Annotated in this window: 24 protein-coding genes and 1 tRNA gene; 7 read left to right on the forward strand and 18 right to left on the reverse strand. The window is 67.0% G+C overall.

Features of this window, described 5'->3' with window-relative positions; genetic code table 11:
• Window positions 1–3: 3 nt before the first annotated feature.
• Window positions 4–843: an HpcH/HpaI aldolase/citrate lyase family protein gene (locus AC1GI4_RS08720; RefSeq protein ID WP_479629255.1), complete on the forward strand. Its 840-nt coding sequence runs from the start codon at window positions 4–6 to the stop codon at window positions 841–843.
• Here the strand turns inward: AC1GI4_RS08720 and AC1GI4_RS08725 are convergent.
• Window positions 820–1551, reverse strand: coding sequence for a phosphatase PAP2 family protein (locus AC1GI4_RS08725; protein WP_479629256.1), 732 nt, complete (start codon window positions 1549–1551; stop codon window positions 820–822). The genes AC1GI4_RS08720 and AC1GI4_RS08725 overlap by 24 nt on opposite strands.
• A gap of 242 nt (window positions 1552–1793) precedes the next feature.
• On the opposite strand from AC1GI4_RS08725, the gene AC1GI4_RS08730 reads away from it, so the two are divergent.
• Entirely contained in the window at window positions 1794–1919 is a 126-nt protein-coding gene (locus tag AC1GI4_RS08730) for a hypothetical protein (protein ID WP_294269493.1), read from the forward strand.
• Window positions 1920–1972: 53 nt separating this feature from the next.
• Here AC1GI4_RS08730 and AC1GI4_RS08735 read toward each other — a convergent pair whose 3' ends face one another.
• Both AC1GI4_RS08735 and AC1GI4_RS08740 read right to left on the reverse strand, forming a co-directional pair.
• A complete protein-coding gene (locus AC1GI4_RS08735) occupies window positions 1973–3055 on the reverse strand; it encodes a glycosyltransferase family 2 protein (RefSeq protein WP_433909672.1) in 1083 nt (360 codons plus the stop codon).
• On the reverse strand, window positions 3052–5538 hold the full coding sequence (locus AC1GI4_RS08740; RefSeq protein ID WP_479629257.1) for a DegT/DnrJ/EryC1/StrS family aminotransferase: 2487 nt from the start codon (window positions 5536–5538) through the stop codon (window positions 3052–3054). The genes AC1GI4_RS08735 and AC1GI4_RS08740 overlap by 4 nt, the downstream gene beginning before the upstream one ends.
• 73 nt (window positions 5539–5611) lie before the next feature.
• On the opposite strand from AC1GI4_RS08740, the gene AC1GI4_RS08745 reads away from it, so the two are divergent.
• Window positions 5612–6169, forward strand: coding sequence for a DUF2721 domain-containing protein (locus AC1GI4_RS08745; protein WP_479629258.1), 558 nt, complete (start codon window positions 5612–5614; stop codon window positions 6167–6169).
• Between the two features lie 17 nt (window positions 6170–6186).
• Here AC1GI4_RS08745 and AC1GI4_RS08750 read toward each other — a convergent pair.
• Window positions 6187–6262: transfer RNA gene (locus tag AC1GI4_RS08750), tRNA-Lys, on the reverse strand.
• 20 nt (window positions 6263–6282) lie between these two features.
• Window positions 6283–6759 carry a 2-amino-4-hydroxy-6-hydroxymethyldihydropteridine diphosphokinase gene (gene folK / locus AC1GI4_RS08755; RefSeq protein WP_479629259.1) on the reverse strand — a complete coding sequence of 159 codons (477 nt, stop codon included), beginning with the start codon at window positions 6757–6759 and terminating at the stop codon, window positions 6283–6285.
• A gap of 22 nt (window positions 6760–6781) precedes the next feature.
• On the opposite strand from folK, the gene AC1GI4_RS08760 reads away from it, so the two are divergent.
• Window positions 6782–7456, forward strand: a complete 675-nt coding sequence (locus AC1GI4_RS08760; RefSeq protein WP_479629260.1) for a uracil-DNA glycosylase — start codon at window positions 6782–6784, stop codon at window positions 7454–7456.
• A 188-nt stretch (window positions 7457–7644) separates the two neighbouring features.
• Here AC1GI4_RS08760 and aguB read toward each other — a convergent pair whose 3' ends face one another.
• The 5 genes from aguB to AC1GI4_RS08785 form a co-directional block, all read right to left on the reverse strand.
• Window positions 7645–8493 carry an N-carbamoylputrescine amidase gene (gene aguB, locus AC1GI4_RS08765; protein ID WP_479629261.1) on the reverse strand — a complete coding sequence of 283 codons (849 nt, stop codon included), beginning with the start codon at window positions 8491–8493 and terminating at the stop codon, window positions 7645–7647.
• A gap of 33 nt (window positions 8494–8526) precedes the next feature.
• Window positions 8527–9567, reverse strand: coding sequence for a hypothetical protein (locus AC1GI4_RS08770; protein WP_479629262.1), 1041 nt, complete (start codon window positions 9565–9567; stop codon window positions 8527–8529).
• Between the two features lie 23 nt (window positions 9568–9590).
• Window positions 9591–10043 carry a hypothetical protein gene (locus AC1GI4_RS08775; RefSeq protein ID WP_294269512.1) on the reverse strand — a complete coding sequence of 151 codons (453 nt, stop codon included), beginning with the start codon at window positions 10041–10043 and terminating at the stop codon, window positions 9591–9593.
• A 116-nt stretch (window positions 10044–10159) separates the two neighbouring features.
• Window positions 10160–11134 (reverse strand): agmatine deiminase family protein, encoded by a 975-nt coding sequence (locus AC1GI4_RS08780; protein ID WP_479630382.1) that lies wholly within the window; start codon window positions 11132–11134, stop codon window positions 10160–10162.
• An 11-nt stretch (window positions 11135–11145) separates the two neighbouring features.
• Window positions 11146–12777 carry a M28 family peptidase gene (locus tag AC1GI4_RS08785; protein WP_479629263.1) on the reverse strand — a complete coding sequence of 544 codons (1632 nt, stop codon included), beginning with the start codon at window positions 12775–12777 and terminating at the stop codon, window positions 11146–11148.
• On the opposite strand from AC1GI4_RS08785, the gene AC1GI4_RS08790 reads away from it, so the two are divergent.
• Complete coding sequence (locus AC1GI4_RS08790) at window positions 12776–13012, forward strand: hypothetical protein (protein ID WP_479629264.1); 237 nt, start codon at window positions 12776–12778, stop codon at window positions 13010–13012. The genes AC1GI4_RS08785 and AC1GI4_RS08790 overlap by 2 nt on opposite strands.
• 108 nt (window positions 13013–13120) lie before the next feature.
• Window positions 13121–13498, forward strand: a complete 378-nt coding sequence (locus tag AC1GI4_RS08795) for a lysozyme inhibitor LprI family protein (RefSeq protein WP_294269521.1) — start codon at window positions 13121–13123, stop codon at window positions 13496–13498.
• A 39-nt stretch (window positions 13499–13537) separates the two neighbouring features.
• Here AC1GI4_RS08795 and AC1GI4_RS08800 read toward each other — a convergent pair whose 3' ends face one another.
• From AC1GI4_RS08800 to AC1GI4_RS08810, 3 genes are all read right to left on the reverse strand, one after another.
• Window positions 13538–13906: a hypothetical protein gene (locus AC1GI4_RS08800; protein WP_294269525.1), complete on the reverse strand. Its 369-nt coding sequence runs from the start codon at window positions 13904–13906 to the stop codon at window positions 13538–13540.
• Between the two features lie 125 nt (window positions 13907–14031).
• Window positions 14032–14646 carry a 30S ribosomal protein S4 gene (rpsD, locus tag AC1GI4_RS08805; RefSeq protein ID WP_042490485.1) on the reverse strand — a complete coding sequence of 205 codons (615 nt, stop codon included), beginning with the start codon at window positions 14644–14646 and terminating at the stop codon, window positions 14032–14034.
• A gap of 160 nt (window positions 14647–14806) precedes the next feature.
• A complete protein-coding gene (locus AC1GI4_RS08810; protein WP_479629265.1) occupies window positions 14807–15031 on the reverse strand; it encodes a hypothetical protein in 225 nt (74 codons plus the stop codon).
• A gap of 105 nt (window positions 15032–15136) precedes the next feature.
• Here AC1GI4_RS08810 and AC1GI4_RS08815 point away from each other — a divergent pair, with 105 nt between their 5' ends.
• Window positions 15137–15445 (forward strand): chorismate mutase, encoded by a 309-nt coding sequence (locus AC1GI4_RS08815; protein ID WP_479629266.1) that lies wholly within the window; start codon window positions 15137–15139, stop codon window positions 15443–15445.
• 149 nt (window positions 15446–15594) lie between these two features.
• On the opposite strand, the gene AC1GI4_RS08820 is transcribed toward AC1GI4_RS08815, so the two are convergent.
• The 5 genes from AC1GI4_RS08820 to glyA form a co-directional block, all read right to left on the reverse strand.
• Entirely contained in the window at window positions 15595–16320 is a 726-nt protein-coding gene (locus AC1GI4_RS08820) for an RNA methyltransferase (protein ID WP_479629267.1), read from the reverse strand.
• A 2-nt stretch (window positions 16321–16322) separates the two neighbouring features.
• Window positions 16323–16643 carry a GIY-YIG nuclease family protein gene (locus AC1GI4_RS08825; RefSeq protein ID WP_479629268.1) on the reverse strand — a complete coding sequence of 107 codons (321 nt, stop codon included), beginning with the start codon at window positions 16641–16643 and terminating at the stop codon, window positions 16323–16325.
• Window positions 16644–16793: 150 nt separating this feature from the next.
• Window positions 16794–17261, reverse strand: a complete 468-nt coding sequence (gene nrdR / locus AC1GI4_RS08830; protein WP_479629269.1) for a transcriptional regulator NrdR — start codon at window positions 17259–17261, stop codon at window positions 16794–16796.
• On the reverse strand, window positions 17262–17453 hold the full coding sequence (locus AC1GI4_RS08835) for a hypothetical protein (RefSeq protein WP_479629270.1): 192 nt from the start codon (window positions 17451–17453) through the stop codon (window positions 17262–17264).
• 12 nt (window positions 17454–17465) lie between these two features.
• The gene (gene glyA / locus AC1GI4_RS08840) at window positions 17466–18761 is read right to left on the reverse strand and encodes a serine hydroxymethyltransferase (protein WP_294269541.1); all 1296 of its coding nucleotides are present in this window, start codon (window positions 18759–18761) and stop codon (window positions 17466–17468) included.
• Window positions 18762–18773 lie beyond the last annotated feature (12 nt).

The raw sequence follows: 18773 nt of genomic DNA on the forward strand, positions 1-18773 counted from the left end.
CGGATGCGGCTGCGTTCGCTCCTCTTCGTACCGGGCGACCGGCCCGATCGGATGGCCAAGGCTCTGGGGTCCGGCGCGGACGCGCTGATCCTCGACCTGGAGGATGCGGTCGCCCCCGATGCCAAGCCCCGCGCGCGTGAAGAGGTGGCGTGGTTCCTGGCCCAGCCGCGTCAGCCCGGCGTGCGGCTGCTCGTCCGCATCAATCCGGTCGATGGCCCGCTCGCGGCGGACGATCTGGCCGCGATCCTGCCCGCGCGACCCGACGGCATCGTCCTACCCAAGGCCGAGGGGCTCGTCAGCCTGCACGCGCTGGCAGCGCGCGGGGTGGCGCATATCCCGATCCTGCCGATCGCCACCGAGACGCCGATGGCGCTGTTCCGGCTGCACGAATATGCCGGATCGCCGCTGCCGCTCGCCGGGCTGACCTGGGGCGCGGAGGACCTGCCCGCCGCGATCGGTGCCGTCACCTCGCGCGAAGCGGACGGCAGCTATACCGCCCCCTATCAACTCGCCCGCTCGCTGACCCTGTTCGGCGCCCATGCCGCGGGAATCGCCGCAATCGAGACCGTGTATCCCGACTTTCGCGATCTGGACGGGCTGGCCGCCTATGCCGCGCGGGGCAATCGGGACGGCTTTACCGGCATGATGGCGATCCACCCGGCCCAGGTGCCGGTCATCAACGCCGCCTTCACCCCCTCGGCGGAGGATCTGGCGCGGGCGCAGGCGATCGTCGACCTGTTCCTGGCCCATCCGGGCGCAGGCGCACTGCAGCTGGACGGCAAGATGGTCGACGCGCCGCACCTGAAGGCGGCACAGGCCCTACTGGCGCGCGCCGCCCCATGACCGGCGGGCGGCCGCCGTCGCCCACCACCAGCCCAGCGCCCAGAGCGTCCCGAAGCACCAACCCGCCGCCACGTCGGACGGCCAGTGCACGCCCAGATAGACCCGGCTGACCCCGATCGTCCCGACCAGCAGCACGGCGATCGCGACGATGGCATGGCGCACCCGGCGATGCCCGGTCAGCTGCGTCGCGAGCGCGGCCAGCGTCAGATAGACCATCGCGCTGCCCGCCGCATGGCCGCTCGGGAAGCTGGCATTGTGGACATCGACCCAGTGCGGCACCAGATCGGGTCGCGGGCGCGCGACCATCAGCTTCACCCAGGTCACGACCGCGCCGCCGCTGATCCCCGACGCCACCGTCGCCAGCGCCAGCAGCCACCAGCCGCGCGCGAGCAACAGGATCGCCGCGCCCGCCACCATCAGGACCAGTACCGGCACGCTGCCCAGTGCGGTGAAATCCACCGCCGCCGCGCGCAGCCCCTGAGACTGGGCATGGGTGCGCAGCCCGGTCAGAATGGCGCGGTCCCAGGCAAAGGGCCAGTGATCCACCGCCAGCCCCAGCAGAAGGAGCAGCGCGAGCGCCAGGGCCCCCGCCGCCACACCGCGCAGCGCCATCGGCATGGCCGACAGATGCGATGGCGCAGCAGGAAGCGAATCACCCGCATCGCCAGCCGCCGAATCAGTAGCGGAAAGGGGGGCTCGATCGGTCATGAGATGAATGCCGCCATGGCCCGCCTTTGCGGCGAACGGGCCCGAAGGGCAATGCGGATCGGCGATCGAGGCAGCGCCTGCCCGTCAGCGGAGCTTCGCCAACCCCTTGATCCAACAACAGGTATCGGGTCCCCTCTCGGATCGATCACACTTATTCGAAAAACGGGTTTGTCTGCCGACCTGTTTTGTTTCATAAATGAGGCACGCCGACGCAAAAGATCGGCGGGAGAGGACTGCCCACCATGGAAGAGCATATCATTTCGCCGATCGATCGCCTGATGATTCTGACCGTCGGTGCGGTGTCGAGCTGGCTGGCCGTCGGTGGCGTCGCACTGGGCGCATCGAAGCTGATCAAATATCTGTTCTGACATAGAAATGGCTTGATCCCCGGCGTCCCAGGCAGCCGGGGATTGGACAGCGATCAGGGCTGGGCCGGTACACCGCCCTCCCTTCGGTACATACGCCGCACCAGCCCGATCGCACGCCAGCGCAGGATATCCTCGACACCGGCATAGCCCAGCCCGAGATGCGGCGGCCGCGATGCCAGCACATCCCCCAGCGTGACCCGGCCGCTGCGAAGCGCCACGCGCGCCAATTGCCGCCAGCGCCGCGCGGTTTCCCAACGGATCAGCTTCAGGCTCTGCACATCGGGGCCGTGACGCTCGACAAAGGCGCCCTGCAAGCGCGCGATCGCCTGCCCCAGACGACGCAGCGTCGCGCCGTCAGGGATCGGCACACCGCCCATATTATGCTCGGCCAGCAGTCGCGCCACCTCGTCCGCATCGTCGCCGAGCAGCGGTGCATGCGCCTCGGCCAGCACCCGCGCCGCGCTGGCGCGCATCATCGTCGTGAACCGCTTGGAAACGCCGCCGTCATGCTGGCGATAGATGACCAGCGGCTCGTCCAGCCGCGCGATACGCCCGAACGCGACGATGCGGTGATACAGGTCGAAATCCTCGGCATAGAGGATTTCCGGCCGGGTGAACGGGTCGAGCCGTCGCGCGGCATCGGCGCGGACCATCACCGTCGACCAGGCCAGCGGGTTTTCGATCCAGCTCAGCCAGGCGATCAGATCGGGCGTGGTGTGCGGCGCATAGTTCATGGGCAGCACCCGGCCGCCCAACAGCTGCTCGGTTTGCGTGCCGACCAGCGCGACATCGGGGTTCGCGTCCAGATAGGCGACCTGCCGTGCCAGCCGTTCGGGGCGGCACAGATCGTCTTGGTCCAACCCGGCCAGATAGCGCCCCCGCGCCTCGGCAAAGCCCCGGTTGCGCGTGTTCACCGGGCCGCCATTGACTGCATTCTCGATCAGGCGAACGCGCGGGTCGGGCCAGTTCCGCACCAGATCGCGCGTATCGTCCGACGAGCAATCATCGACGACCAGCGCTTCCCACGCCGTCAACGTCTGTTCGCCAAGACTCGCCAGCGTCTCGCCGATCAGGCTCGCGCCATTATAGGCCGGGATGACGACGCTGACGATCGGAGCGGCGACGGGATCGTTCATGCCGCCACGCTCGCATGTCCGGCGACATCCCGCCCCAGCAACTGATCCACGATCATCTGCCCGACATCATTCTGCCAGAGCCACAGGCCGTTGGCCTGCCCCCGGAAACTCTTCTCGCCCCCCAGCGCGCCCCAGGGAAGGAAACCCGCGGACAGACCGATGCCATAGGCGCCCGGCACCGGCCGATCCCGGTCGTCGAGGATTCGGCAATGCCGGTCGACCATCGGCCGCCCCGCCTCATGCGCGAGTGCGATCGGCTGGCCATCCCTGTCGAACAGCGGCAGGGCGCGCGGTCGATAGCCGAGCGCGCCGATCACCAGATCGGCCTCGGCGATGAGCGTGCGCGCCTCGGGATCGTCTTCCCCCGCGATCCGATACAGGCTCAGGCGCGGATCGGGCGTCCGCCCGCCCAGCCCCAGCATCCGCATCACCAGTTCGCGCGATTCCAGCCGAAGCCCGGCGAGACGCAATACGAAACCGCTGACCGGGCAGATGTCGTCGGGGGCGAAGTCCGTGAAGCCCTCCGCCTCGGCCGCCTCGATCGAGGGGAAAAACGGCTTGGGCGGCGTCCGCACCATCAAGGTGATTGCGCCCGTCCCCCAAGGCAGGTCATGGCATTTCAGCAGTTGCACCGCCGATGCCAGCGCACTGGTCGAGCCGCCGACGATGACCACCCTCGGCGCACGCCGTTCGGCCAGCCGCGCCGCCACCGCCTCGACCCCGCCACGGCGCAGCAGGGCGTCGGATCGGATCAGGCGATCCCCCGCCAGCGCGCCCAGCCTTGCCCCGGCGACCATCTTGTCGGCCATCTGCGCATCGGTCTGATAGCCGCCGGTGGCGACGACCAGGCTGCGCGACGTCACGTCATGCCGTCCGTTCGGGCCGGACAAGGTCGTGCGCCAATGGCCGTCCGGCGTGCGCCGTGCGCTCACTGCCTCGGTCGCGGTCAGCACATCGCCGCCATGCGCGGTCACGATCTCCCGCAACCGCGCAGCGGTCGCCGCCAGCAACGGCGCGGTCTCGGCCAGCGGCGCCCCCAGCGCGCCGCAATGCGCGGCCATCATCCGTCCCGCCGGATGCGTCTCCAGCGCGGCGAGTTGGGGATAGGGATTGCCCCGCACCGCCGACAGGAAGGTCTCCGCCGTGGTGTCGGATCGGATCGCATAGTCGCCCAGCGCGCCGGGCCCAAGGCGGGGCGACCGCTCGACCAGCATCAGCCCCTCCCCCACCAGCCTTTCGAGCAGCCCCTTCTTGCTGGCCGCCGTCAGCACGGCGGTGCCAGCCGGTCCGCCGCCGATGATGAGACAGCCGCGAGCGGTGTCGCCGCGCATCTGCGCCACGTCGGACATTCCCGCGACCCGCGCGACGGCGCTGCGCAGCCGTCCGGCGACGATCGCCGCATCACCCGGCCGCATCGCATCGGTGATCGGCAGGCTGAGCATTCGGGCGGACACGTCATCGGCCACCGGCGTCGCCTCGATCAGCGCGGTGTCGCGGAACAGAGCCTGTTCGCCCAGATGCGGGCTGAAATACTGGCCCGCCCCCACACCGTCCGCCGCCAGGGCGCCGATAACGGCCGCGCGGTGCGGCGCGAGCTCGGCGGGAAGCAGCACGGGCATGAACTGAGTCGCCTGCCGCTTCGCCGTCATGGGCTGGAACGTCCATCCGGTCAGCGCGTCGCGATATTCGCGGTCCAGCGCGGCGCGCGCGTCACAGATCGAATCGAGCTCGGCCAGCTTGCCGCGCGCCATCAGCCCCAGCACCTCGGGCATCTTGGCGTTGATGCCCGGCAGAGTCGCATGGCGCCCGCTTTCGAACCCGAAATTCACCATCGCGCGCAACCGTTCGATGCGATCCGCGTCGCCGCTGTAGATCAGGCCGCCCTCGCCGACCGAAAAGGTCTTGGTCGCGTGCATCGAATAGACCAGCGCGAACGGCGCCCCCGCGCCGAAACCCCGCCCGGCTTCGTCCAGCGTGCCCAGCGATGCCGCCGCATCGATGACGATCCCGACCCCGTAACGCTGCGCCAGCCAGGCATAGCGGTCCAGATCGATGACCGTGCCGAAGGTCGCATAGGGCACGACGACACCGATCCGCTCGCCATGCCGGGCCAGCATCCGCTCTTCCTCGGCCGGATCGGCGGTCCAGTCGCGCGGATCGATATCGACGATCAACGGAGTCAGCCCCGCCCACAGCGCCGCCTGCGCGGTCGCGGCAAAGGTCATGGCGGGCATCAATGCCAGCGTGCCCGGCCGGGGATAAAGTCCCGCCGCCTGCCGCATCGCGATCATCAGGCCCAGCGTCGCATTGCCGACCGCCAGCGCCGCCCCGCGCCCGTCGAACAGCTGCGCCACCATCTCCCGCTCCAGCGCGCGCACTTCGGGACCATTGTTGCTGAACTGGCCGGAGGCCTCGATCCGCTTCAGCCCCTCCAATTGCTCGGACAGGCGGGGTGGTCGCGGCACGATGAGCGGAAATTCCATCTGTCATCGTTCCCCTGTCACATGCCCCGATCCCTTCTATATCCTGCTCATCAATATGTTAGCACAAGGATAATTGGTCCGGCGCGATGCCGCCGCCATCCCAATTCGGGAGTGGCCGATCGCGACCATCGCCGTCACGCGCCGTCACGCGCCGTCGTCGGGGAACAATGTCGATCCTCGTTCGATCGACGATCTTCGGATGAAGCGAGCCCTGATGACCGATCCCCTGAACGCCGCCGCCCGCGTCATCCAGCTGGCGCTGACGCCGATCTTCCTGCTGACCGCGGTCGGATCGCTGCTCAACGTCTTCGCCACGCGGCTGGGGCGAATCAGCGACCGGATCCAGGGATTGAAGCGGGATGGCCGGACGAACGGCTATGAAATGCGCCGCCTGCGCCTGCGCTCGAAGATCCTCGACATCGCCGTCACCCTGACCGCGGCGGCAGGCGCGATGACCTGTTGCGCGGCGATTACCCTGTTCCTGGGCACGCTGCGCGATTCCCGTCATGCGGGGGTGCTGTTTTTCTTTTTCGGCGGCGGCCTGATCTGCGCGGTGGCGGGACTGGCGTGTTTCGTCGGGGAAATCACCATCGCCGGACGCGCCCTGCGCGACGATCATGGCGAAGGCTGATCGAAATATCATCCCGGTGGTGGGTCCGCCGGGACTCGAACCCGGGACCTCTCGATTAAAAGTCGCTTGCTCTACCAACTGAGCTACGGACCCTCCATCGGGGTGGAAGCGACCTAGGGGCGCGGACGCCTGCGGTCAACACCATGTCGCATGTGGCGTACAAACCGCCCGTCACGCGGATCGCGCCAGTCGCCTGCGATCGTGGCCAGCGGGTGCAGCACGAAGTCGCGCGTTGCATAAGCGCTATGCGGCACGATCAGGCCCGGCGAGCGCCACCGCCCCCCCGACCACAATATGATGTCCAGGTCGATCACACGCGCGCCCCAGCGCTGCCCCCGGCGCCGCCCGAAATCGCGCTCGATGGCTTTCAGCATGGACAGCATGGCGGGCGGATTGAGCGGGCTTTCGACCAGCGCGGCGGCATTGGCGAAGGCGCGAATCGACGGGCCGATGGGCGCGGTGGTCAGGATCGGCGACACGGCATAAACGCCCGGCAAAGCCGCCAGCGCCGCGCGGATTTCGTCACGCGGGCCGCCATGCCGCCCCGGACGGTTGGAACCCAGTGCAATGGCATAGCTTGTCGTCGTCATGCCCTGCGACTACCCGAGCGCGATGCCCGACGCATCCTTTCCTGTCATCCCGGCGCCTCTCGCCCCGATCCAGCCACCGCGCGACTGCCCGCTCTGTCCCCGCCTGGTCGAGCTTCGCCAGACGGTCGCCGCCGAATATCCCAATTGGTGGAATGCCCCCGTCCCGCCGTTCGGCGATGGCGAGGCCTGGCTAGCGGTCGTCGGCCTCGCCCCCGGCAAGCATGGCGCGCACCGCACCGGCCGCCCCTTTACCGGCGATGGCGCGGGGCCGCTTCTCTATGGCACGCTCGCCAAATTCGGTCTGGCCGAGGGCGCGTTCGCCGCCAAGGTCGATGACGGCCTGACACTCAAAGGCGCCGTCATCCTGAACGCCGTCAAATGCCTGCCGCCCGAGAACAAGCCGACGCCGGACGAGATTCGTACGTGCCGGACCTTCCTGGAACAGGAGCTGGCGGCGCTGCCTCGGCTCTCGGTGGTCATCGCCCTCGGCGAGATCGCGCACCGATCGGTCGTCAAGGCGCTGGGCGGCCGCCTGCCCAAGGCGCGATTCGCGCATCTGGCCGAACATCGCCTGCCCGGCGGCGGGCCGGTGATCCTCGATAGCTACCACTGCTCGCGCTACAACCAGAATACCGGGCGACTGACGCCCGAGATGTTCGAGGCCGTGTTCGCGCGCGCAATGGCGTTGCGCGGCTGAAGTAGGATGCCGTCAGCTTAATCCCCCCTCCCCTTCAGGGGAGGGGCCGGGGGTGGGGCGCTTCCGCAAACGCTGTGCCTGTGGTGAGGCCCCACCCCAATCCCTCCCCTGAAGGGGAGGGGCTCGACGATGGTCGACACTATGCCATCCTGATCCTCATTCCTCCCCTTACAGGAGAGGAAAGAGGATCAAATATCCTGGACCAGCCGCCCGTACAGTTCCGGCCGCCGGTCGCGGAAAAAGCCAAAGGCGGCGCGGTGGCGCTTCACCCGGTCGATGTCGAGGGTGGCGACGATCACGCCCTCTTCCTCGCGACCCAGCTCGGCCAGGATGTCGCCGCGCTCGTCGCAGATGAAGCTGGTGCCGTAGAAGGTCTGGCCATGCTCGCAGCCGACGCGGTTGGCGGCGACGATCGGGACGACGTTGGACACGGCATGGCCGACCATCGCACGACGCCACAGCCGCGCGGTGTCGAGGCTGTCGTCATGCGGCTCGCTGCCGATCGCGGTTGGATAGAACAGGATTTCCGCGCCCATCAGCATCATCGCGCGCGCCGTCTCGGGATACCATTGGTCCCAGCAGATGCCGACGCCCAGCTTGGTCGCCGGGCCGTCCCACACCTTGAACCCGGTATTGCCGGGGCGGAAATAGAATTTCTCCTCATAGCCCGGGCCGTCCGGGATATGGCTCTTGCGATAGACGCCCGCGACCTTGCCGTCCGGGTCGATCATCGCCAGCGAGTTGTAGTGGTGCGGCCCGTCCGCCTCGAAGAAGCTGGTCGGGATATGAACCTTCAGCTCGGCGGCCAATTCCTGCATCGCCAGCACCGCCTTGTGCTCATCCGTCGGCTTGGCGTTGGCGAACAGCCCCTCATCCTCGACGCGGCAAAAATATTCGCCCTCGAACAGCTCGGGCGGCAGGATCACCTGCGCACCTTGGCGTGCCGCCTCACGGACGAGGCGCGACACCTCGGCGATGTTGCGGTCGATATCGGCGGTAAAGGCCAGTTGCAGCGCGGCGACGGTGATCTGGGTCATGGCCCTGCCCTTTAATGGCTCCGCACACGGGCGTCACCCCGCTTCCGCATCCAGCCGGGCCCGCAAAGCATCGAGAAACGGCCCCGGCTCGTCCAGCCGCAACGCCACCGCCCGCACCGGATCGCGCCGCCACCGCAACGAAGGCGGCAAGGGCTCGGACAAGCGGATCAGCATGTTGGGCCAGGCGAGCAGCGCAATGTTCCAGCTATCGGGCGCACGCACCGTCTCGCCATCGGGATTGGCCGTCACCGCCGCGATCGCCGCATACGGAATGGTGCGGTCGACCAACAGCCCGGCCCTCAGCCGCACCCCCGCCGGGGTGAGCAAGACCGGCGACAGGCGCAACGACTTGATGAGGCCGATCAGGTATAGCAGCGACACGTCGCTGATGACGAACATCACCAATGCTGTTGTCCGGCTCCAATGCGCGACCAGCAGATGCGTGACGGTGATCTCGATGCAGGAAATGACCAGCAGCGCGATCATCATCGGTTGTAGATGACGGTGATAGGCAAAACCCCGCGTCCCTGCGGGGATGTCGGGCGCGGCGCGCCAGCGGAACAGCGCGAGGTGGAGCAACCGGGCCTCCGCCAGCGCCAGTCGCACCAGTGGCCGGGGCAATATTTCCTCCAGCAGGGCGGGCCAGCGATCCGGATCGGCCGGGTTCCACGTATGAAGCCGCGCCGCCACCCGCCATAATCCCCATCCGCCATGCATCGCGATCGCGACGGCCGGAACCATCATCGCCCAGGGCATGGAGAACAACCCCGCCCGGATCGGCGGCGGCGACAGGCTGAGCACCGCCATGCCCGCGGATGCCATCGCGGCGATCCCTGCCCGCCAGCCCGGCCGCCGCGTTCGGCTCAACAACCCTAAAATCATCGCGTCCGAGGCGATCCAGAGGAACAACAGCGCCGCCGCACGGGGATGGGCCTGCGCTATCGGCAAACGAAGCAAGGCCGCCGCACCGACGATGGCCAGGACGGGTGCAATGGCGGGAAGGATCGGACGAGCGAACACGTCGGCGGATCGGACGGCGGTCATGGCGACTCCCCTGATCGGTAGTGCCGCCATGCTATCCCCTGCCGCCCTGCGCGTCACCCCGTCATGCGCGGGGCCGGGGTGGGATCGAGCAGGATGTGGCGCAGGACGACCGGATAGAAGCTCTTCATCTTCAGGTCGCACAGCGCCATCAGCCGCTGGTTGAGCGTGCGCGTTACCCCGACATATTCGGTCCACCGCTCCTCGATGGCGCGCGCGGTCCAGGTGCCGATATGTTGGGAATAGGTCAGGCGCAGCTCGCGCGTCTCGACCACGATCGCCTCGCATCCGGGAATGCTGGCCATCAGCCGCCGTTCGCGCAGCGGGGTCAGCAGCAGCTCGTCCTCGCTCTTCAGATGCTTGGTGATGACCTGCGCGATCCGGGTGCGGGCCGGGCCCAGCAGCGGCGCGGCCTCGACATAGCGCAGGTCGAACAGGGCCATGAGATCGCCGACGGCGCGCGCTATGTCCTCGTGTTGCGCACGGAGCAGATTGATGGTGACTTGCACGATGTGGGGCTCCGATCCCGGATGGGTGAATATACCACCCTAGCCAACCCACGGTTTATGCACGGTAAATATAAAGGCCCGCGCTTCGACGAAGAAGCACGGGCCAGTGAGGAATATCAGCCGATCGTCGGGATCTGCTGCGAGATGCAGTGGAAGCTGCCGCCGCCGGTCACGATCGCGTCGGCGCGCAGGCCCACGACCTGGCGGTCGGGGAAGATCGCCTGGATCGCGGCGACCCCGGCCTCGTCATTGTCGCTGCCATAGAGCGGCACGACGACGGCGGCATTGCCGATATAGAAGTTCATATAGCTGGCGGGGACGACCTCGTCGTCGCGCAGCACGCGGCCCGGCGACGGGATGCCGACGACCTCCAGCCCGGCGGCCTGCGCGTCGCGCTTGGCGGCGGCGTAGACCTGCCAATTGGGGTCGTTCTCGGCGGCTTCGGGAATGGCGACGCGGTTGGGCCCGACGAAGCGCGCCAGATTGTCGACATGGCCATCGGTATGGTCGTTGAGCAGGCCGTTGCCCAGCCACACGATCCGGGTCAGCCCCAGGTCATGGGCCAGCCGCTCGGCAATCGCGCCCTCGGTCAGGTCGGGATTGCGGTTGGGGTTGAGCAGGCACTGGCGCGTCGTCACGACCAGCCCGGTGCCGTCCCCGTCGATCGCACCGCCCTCCAGCACCCATTCGCAGCGGGTGGCGGAAAGCGCGCGATCCTCGGCCAGACGCGCGCCGACCGTGTCGTCGCCGGGCAGATCATATTTGCCGCCCCAGCCGTTGAACTCGAACAGCCGTGCCGAGCCGTCGCCGGTGATGATCGGGCCGGTATCGCGCAGCCAGATATCGCCAAAGGGCTGGACGATCACATCCGCCATATCGCCCGCCATCTGGCGTGCGGCATCGGCCGCCTCGCCGTCTGCGGCAACCAGGATCACCCGCTCGCCCCGGCCATCGGCATGGACGGCGCGGGCAAAGGCCAGCACCTCCTCGCGCGCAGGGTCGAGATCCTCTTCCCACAGCTCCGGGTGGCTGGGAAAGCCGATCCAAACGGCGTCATGCGGGGCCCATTCGGGCGGCGGGGGCGTGGTCACGGTGGGCGTGGTCACTGGACGTTCTTCCTGCTTTGATCGCGAATGCCGCGAAATTCGGCGGTGGGATACCAGTTGGGCCACAGGCCCGGCCGGTCGGCGAGCGTCCTGCCCAATTGATAATAGACCGTCAAATCCTCGACCGCGCCCGACCAGTCCCAGTTGGCGTCATATTCGTCCGCCGGCTTGTGATAGCGGTGCGCGACATAATCGTCGCTGGCGGCCTTGCCCGCCGCCTTGCCGCCGACGACCTTGTCCTCGCCCGATCCACCGTCGAGCATCGGCACGCCCAGCTTGGCGAACGAGAAATGGTCGGAGCGGTAATAGCCGCCACGTTCGGGATTGGCCTCCTCGCCGATATAGCGCCCTTGCGCCTTCACGAAGGGGACGACCAGGTCCTCAATCTCGGACTTGCCCTTGCCGACCAGCACGAAGTCCTTCGACCGGCCCGAGATATTCAGCCCGTCCATGTTCACGCCCCCCACGGTGCGGGCAAGCGGGAAGACGGGGTGCTGCGCATAATAGCCCGAGCCGAGCAGCCCGCTTTCCTCCGCCGTCACCGCCAGGAACGCGATCGAGCGTTTGGCCGGTCCCGCCTTCACTTGTGCCTCGGCCAGCGCGACCAGCCCCGCCACGCCGGTCGCATTGTCGAGCGCGCCGTTGCAGATATCGTCGCCGTCCACCGCGTCGCAGCGGCCAAGATGGTCCCAATGCGCCGAATAGAGGACGTAATCGCCCGGCTCGGTCGTGCCCGGCAGGACGCCGATCACGTTCTTCGACGCCTGCCGCCGGATCGTGTTGGTGAAGCCGCCCGACAGGGTCAGGCCGAGCGGCACCGCCTTGAACCCCTTTTGCTGCGCCGCCCTGGTCAGCGTGGCGAGGTCCCTGCCCGACGCCTTCAGGATAGTCTGCGCCACCGATTCCTGCAGCCAGCCGATGACCTGGCTCTGGTCCTGATGGTCGCCCGGCTCGTCCAGCTCCAGCTGCGGCCCGGTCCAGGAGGATTGCACGACCGCCCAGGGGTAGGCGGCGGGTTCGGTCTGGTGAACGATCAACGCCGCGGCGGCACCATGCTTGGCGGCATTCTCGAACTTGTAGGGCCAGCGGCCATACCAGGTCATCGCCCGCCCCTCGAACGGTCCCTCGCGCCCCATGGTCTGCCAGTCGGCGTCGTTGACCAGGATCACCACTGTCTTGCCGCGCACATCGACCCCGGCATAATCGTCCCAGCCCTTTTCGGGCGCGGTGATGCCGTATCCGACAAAGACCAGCTCGCTGTCCTTCAGGTCGATGCGCGGGGTCACGCGATAGGTGCCAACGACCATGTCGGTGCGATAGGCGAGCGGGATCGGTGCTCCCTTGCCCTTGATGGTGAAGGGCTGGACGTCGGTGGCGGTGATCTCGACCATCGGCACGTCCTGGGTCCAGCTGCCCTTGTTGCCGGGCTTCAGACCCGCTTTCTCGAAGCGGTCGATGATATAGGCGACCGTCTTGTCCTCGGCCGGGGTGGTCGGCGCACGGCCTTCATAGGCGTCGGAGGACAGGGTCTGGGTCACGGTCTTCAGCGTATCGACCGAGATGGTGGGCCTGTCCTGCGCGATGGCAGTGCCGGACAGGAGGAGGGACAACAGGACCAGACGACGCATGACGGACATTCCCCTTATGTTTGGGGATGTTGTGCCCGGTGGACGCGGGCGGGGCAAGCTTGCCAAGCATCCCGTGGCCGGTCAGATTGCGATCATGAAGACGCTGTCACCTTTTGCCATGCTGGTCCTGTTCGGCTTTATCGGCCTGCTGAGCCACAAGTTCGGCCTCTGGTTCCCGCTGGGCATGGTGGCGGCGATCATCGTCGCGATCGTGCAGAAAAAACGCGCCGGATAGGCCAGCCGTCCCGCCCCATTCGATCGATACCGAAACCGTCACGACGACAGATGGTTATGCGCCTGGATCGGCTGATGAGAATGTCGGGCCGCACAAGAGGAGGGAAACATGAAATGGATTGCCGTCATGACCGCGATGATGGTCATCGGATCGGGCGCCCCCATCCTGGCGCAGGAATCGCCGAACCTGTCGCCCGCCTATATCAGCTGCATGAGCCGCGCCGGCAGCAACATCGTGCAGACCGGCGTCTGTACCCAGCGCGAGGCGGCGGTGCAGGATGACCGCCTGAACAAGGCCTATCAGCAGGTCATGCGCCAACTGGCCTCGCGCCCGGCGGTCAAGACCGCCCTGCGCGACCAGCAGCGCCGCTGGATTCGGGAACGGGACTATAGCTGCAAGATCAATGGCGACACGATCGATACCGGCTGCATCGTGACCAAGACCGCGCTGCGCGCGGATCAGCTGGAGCGACAGGTCCGCTTCTGATCGCGCACCCGTCGCGCCTCGTCCCTGGGCGCCTGTGCGTCAGTCGCCCAGGGAATAGACGGACTCGAACTTGCCGTCCTTCAGGCCGCCGATCACCCATGCCGAGGGTTTGCCGCTGGCGAAGGCGACGGTGTATTTCTCATAACGCTGCCCGTTCGCGTCCTGCGCGGTGTCGAAGGTGATCGACTGGATCGCACCAGCCGCCTTGATCGCGGGCGCCATCTTCGGAAGCTGCTGGCGGCAGGCCTTGAGCAGTTCCTCGCCCATCAGCGCCTCGGGACAGGTGCCGCCCGCAACGGCGGTCAGCATGGTGCGCAGCTGGCCGGAATATCGACCCTGTTCGGCGGTCTGGGCGGTGGCGGCCGTCATGCTCACCAGCGCCGCGACGGCGATCAATCCCAAGCGCATCGATACCCCTCCCTTTTCAACAGGCGGAAGTATGCGCGGCCTGCCGCCCTTCGACAAGCGCGGCGCAAACAAAAAGGGCGGCCCCATCGGGACCGCCCTTTCCGAAATTCGGTAAGACCCGAAACTTAGCGCGAATAGAATTCGACGACCAGGTTCGGTTCCATCTTCACCGGATAGGGCACCTCGTCCAGGGTCGGGATGCGGGTCAGCGCAACCTTGGTGTTGCCGTCGGCGGTGACGTAGTCGGGCACTTCACGCTCGGCGAGCTGCTGTGCTTCCATGACCAGCGCCATTTCGGTCGCCTTCGAACCCAGCGAGATCTCGTCGCCGACGAAGCAGCGACGCGACGCGATGTTGCACTTCACGCCGTTGACGCGGATGTGGCCGTGGCTGACCAGCTGGCGCGCTGCGAAGATCGTCGGCGCGAACTTGGCGCGGTACACGATCATGTCCAGGCGCTGCTCGAGCAGGCCGATCAGGTTCTGCGAGGTGTCGCCCTTCATGCGGGCGGCTTCCTGGTAGCAGGCCTTGAACTGCTTCTCGGTCACGTCGCCATAATAGCCCTTCAGCTTCTGCTTGGCGCGCAGCTGCAGACCGAAGTCCGACATCTTGCCCTTGCGACGCTGACCGTGCTGGCCGGGGCCGTATTCACGCTTGTTGACCGGGCTCTTGGGACGACCCCAGATGTTCTCGCCCATCCGGCGATCGAGCTTGTACTTTGCGCTTTGACGCTTCGACATGTGTAATCCTTGGCAATTACGAACGACGTTGGTCCCGGTATCGCACCATGCAAGCCTTTAAGGGGACAAGCGCAGGCCCACCGCTTCACCGGGATGCGGGGGCAATTGCGAAGCGGCGCGCCTAGACGACGGGCAGCCGCGAGTCAAGCGAGGCGGACGATCAGCGACCGCTGGCGGTGTTCAGCTTGTTCGTCGCGTTTTCCACGTCGTTGCGCGCATTAGCGGCCATCTCGTCCCATTCCGCCTGGGTCTTGCAGATCCGCTTGCCCCCGAGCCGCGAGCCCGTGGTTTCCTGGACCCGGCAGATCTTCTTTTCCTTGACCGGCGCGGGCGCGGGTTCGGCCTGTTGCCCGGTCAGGGCCAGCAGCAGCAACGTGGTCAGCATCGTCCTATCTCCCAATGGGAACGCGGGTGCCATGCTATCCCGCGCCCGCCCCGATCGGCAAGCCGGGCTGGACAGCGGGAACGCCGCCCGGCAGAGCCATAATCCATGACCCAGATTCTCGCCGGACCCGATTGCACCACCATGGCGGAGGTCCGCGCGGGCGTGGACCAGCTCGACCGCGACCTGGTGGCGATGCTTGCGCGCCGCTTCGCCTATATGGACGCCGCCGCGCGGATCAAACCGACCCGAGACCGCGTGCGCGACGAGGATCGCAAGACCCAGGTGATCGACCAGGCCCGCGCCGAAGCCCGGCGGCTGGGCGTGCCGGAAGCGGTGGTGGCGGAGATGTGGGAAGTGCTGGTCGAAGGTTCGATCGCCTATGAACTGGCGGCGTTCGACCGGACACGGGGGTAAGTTCCCCCTACCCTTCACATCCCAACCTCCGCTCAGATCGAGCGAAGTCGAAGCCCACGCCGGAACCGCTACCGCAAGGGCATCCTGGCCAATGCCACCCTTGGCCTTCGACTATGCTCAGGCTGAACGGAGGGTGGGAATTTGCCCCCTTACCGCTGACGCGGCCGCGCCAGCGTCGACAACACGCCGCGCAGCGTCCGCACCTCCTGGCTCGACCAGCCGGGCTTGGTCAGCAAGGTGCGCAGCGTCCGCTTGCTGGCCGGCGTGCGGTCGGGCGGGAAGAAGAAGCCCGCATTCTCCAGCATGTCCTCCAACTGGCCGATCATCCCGTCCAATTCACCCTGCGGCGCGACCTCGGGCAGCTCGACCTCGGGCGGCTGGGCCAGTTCGACGCCCTTCGACCATTCATAGGCGATCAGGATCACCGCCTGCGCCAGGTTCAGGCTGCCGAATTCCGGGTTGATCGGCACGGTCACGATCTTGCGCGCGATGGCGACGTCGTCGGTTTCCAGCCCCGAGCGCTCCGGCCCGAAGAGGAAGGCCGCGCGACCAACGGTATCGGCATGGATTTCGCGCGCCGCCTCTTCCGGGGTCACGACCGGCTTGGTCACGCCGCGCTTGCGCACCGTGGTCGCATAGACCTGCGCGCAGTCGGCGACCGCGTCGGCGACGCTCTCATAAACCTTGGCCTGTTCCAGCACGATGTCCGCGCCCGATGCGGCGGGCCCCGCCTGCGGATTGGGCCAGCCGTCGCGCGGGATGACGAGCCGCATCTCGACCAGCCCGAAATTCAACATGGCGCGCGCGGCCTTGCCGATATTCTCGCCGAGCTGCGGGCGGACCAGGACGATGACGGGGGGCTGGGATTTGTTCACGGTCACACTCTCGTTCGCCCTGAGCGAAGTCGAAGGGCACGTTCGCCGCGCGGTATCGCGGCTTCTTTCAGGCTCGTCCAGTCCGATGCGATCAGGGCCTGTTTCTTGGTGCGGGACCAGCCTTTGATCTGGTGCTCGGCGGCGAGGGCTTCTTGGCGGGAGGGGAAGTCCTGGGACCAGGCGAGCGTCACAGGGCGGCGCGTGTGGGTGTAGCAGGGGAGTTCGCCGGATTGGTGCTGGGCGATGCGGTGTTCGAGGTTATCAGTGTGGCCGGTGTAGAAACTGCCGTCGGAGCAGCGGAGGATGTAGCAGTAGAAGGCCATTCCCTGAGGCTATCGCTTTCAAGGTTTGGGGCAAGGGATTCCCTTGGGCTTCGACTTCGTTCAGCCTGAACGGCTGTTTTGATGAAGTCGAATAATCCCCAATTTCCGTTCAGGCTGAGCGAAGTCGAAGCCCACGCCCCAAACCTCACCTCACTCCCCCTTGGGCGCCACCTCTTCCACCGTCCCCGCAAACGCCTCAAAGTCCCTGGCCTCGCCAAACTCGCGGTACACGCTGGCGAAGCGGATATAGGCCACCGAATCCAATCCCTTCAGCCCCTCCATCGCCATCTCGCCGATCCGCTTGGACGATACCTCGCCCTCGCCGCTCGTCTCCAGCTGGCGCTGGATGCCGGACACCAGCTTTTCCACCCTGACCGGGTCGATGGGGCGCTTGCGCGTCGCGATGGAAATGGAGCGGAGCAGCTTTTCGCGGTCGAACGGCTCGCGCCGGTCCTCGCTCTTGAGCACGAACAACTCGCGCAACTGGATACGCTCGAAGGTGGTGAAGCGCGCGCCGCAGCCTTCGCACTGGCGGCGACGACGGATGGCCGCCCCATCTTCGGTGGGGCGGCTATCCTTTACCTGACTGTCTTCATGGCCACAGAATGGGCAGCGCATTCAGATCTTCTTCTTGGCCTTGAAATAGGCATAGCCCGCACCCGCCGCCGCGCCGAAGATCGGGCCCACGAACGGAACCGGGATCGCGACGACGGCGCCGAGCGCACCCCATTTCGCCATGCTCTTGCCGAGGCCCGGCGTCGACTTGATGTCGCTCTGAACCTCGGAAATCTTCTCGTCGAACTTGGCCATGCGTTTACGTCCTTATCCCTGATAGATCGGAAAGCGTGCGCAAAGCTCACGCACACGGGCACGAACGTTCGCCTCGACCTCCGGGTCCCCATGTTCGCCCTTGGCCTTCAGACCGTCGAGCACGTCGGCGACCATGTGGCCGATCTGTTCGAACTCGGCGGGGCCGAAACCGCGCGTGGTCCCGGCGGGCGAGCCGACGCGGATGCCGCTGGTCTTCATCGGGGGCAGCGGGTCGTTGGGGATGCCGTTCTTGTTGCAGGTGATGCCCGCGCGCTCCAGCGCCTCGTCGGCGTCGCGGCCGGTGATGCCCAGCGGGGTCAGATCGACCAGCGCCAGATGCGTGTCGGTGCCGCCCGCGACCAGGTTCGCCCCGCGCGCCTTCAGCGTCGCGGCCAGCGTGCGGGCATTCTCGACGACCGCCGCGATATAGGTCTTGAACTCCGGCTGCAGCGCCTCGCCGAAGGCGACCGCCTTGGCGGCGATGACGTGCATCAGCGGGCCGCCCTGAAGCCCGGGGAAGACCGCCGAGTTGATCTTCTTCGCGATCGCTTCGTCGTTGGTCATAATCATGCCGCCGCGCGGACCGCGCAGCGTCTTGTGCGTGGTGGTGGTCACGACATGCGCATGGCCGAACGGGGTCGGGTGCAGGCCGCCCGCGACGATCCCGGCGAAATGCGCCATGTCGACCATGAAATAGGCACCGACTTCGTCCGCGATGGCGCGGAACTTGGCGAAGTCGATCGTGCGCGGATAGGCCGAGCCGCCCGCGATGATGATCTTAGGCTGGCTCTCGCGCGCGATCCGGGCGACCTCGTCATAGTCGATCAGGTGCGTCTCGGGATCGACGCCGTACTGGACCGCGTTGAACCACTTGCCCGACAGCGCGGCCTTCGCACCGTGCGTCAGGTGGCCACCGGCGTCGAGCGACAGGCCCATGATCGTGTCGCCGGGCTTGGCCAGCGCCAGCATCACCGCGCCGTTCGCCTGCGCGCCCGAATGCGGCTGGACGTTGACGAAGTTGCAGCCGAAAATCTGCTTGGCGCGGTCGATCGCCAGTTGCTCGACCTCGTCCGACGGCGCGCAGCCCTGGTAATAGCGCTTGCCCGGATAGCCCTCGGCATATTTGTTGGTGAAGACCGAGCCTTGCGCTTCCATCACCGCCTTGGAGACGATGTTCTCGCTGGCGATCAGCTCGATCTGGGTCTGCTCGCGCTCCAGCTCGTGCGCGACACCGGCGAAGACGGCGGGATCGGCATCGGCCAGGTTGCGGGTGAAGAAACCGGCGGGCTGGACGTCATTCATGCTCATGGGGGCGGTATC

The organism is Sphingomonas sp. 77B (genome assembly GCF_056497825.1).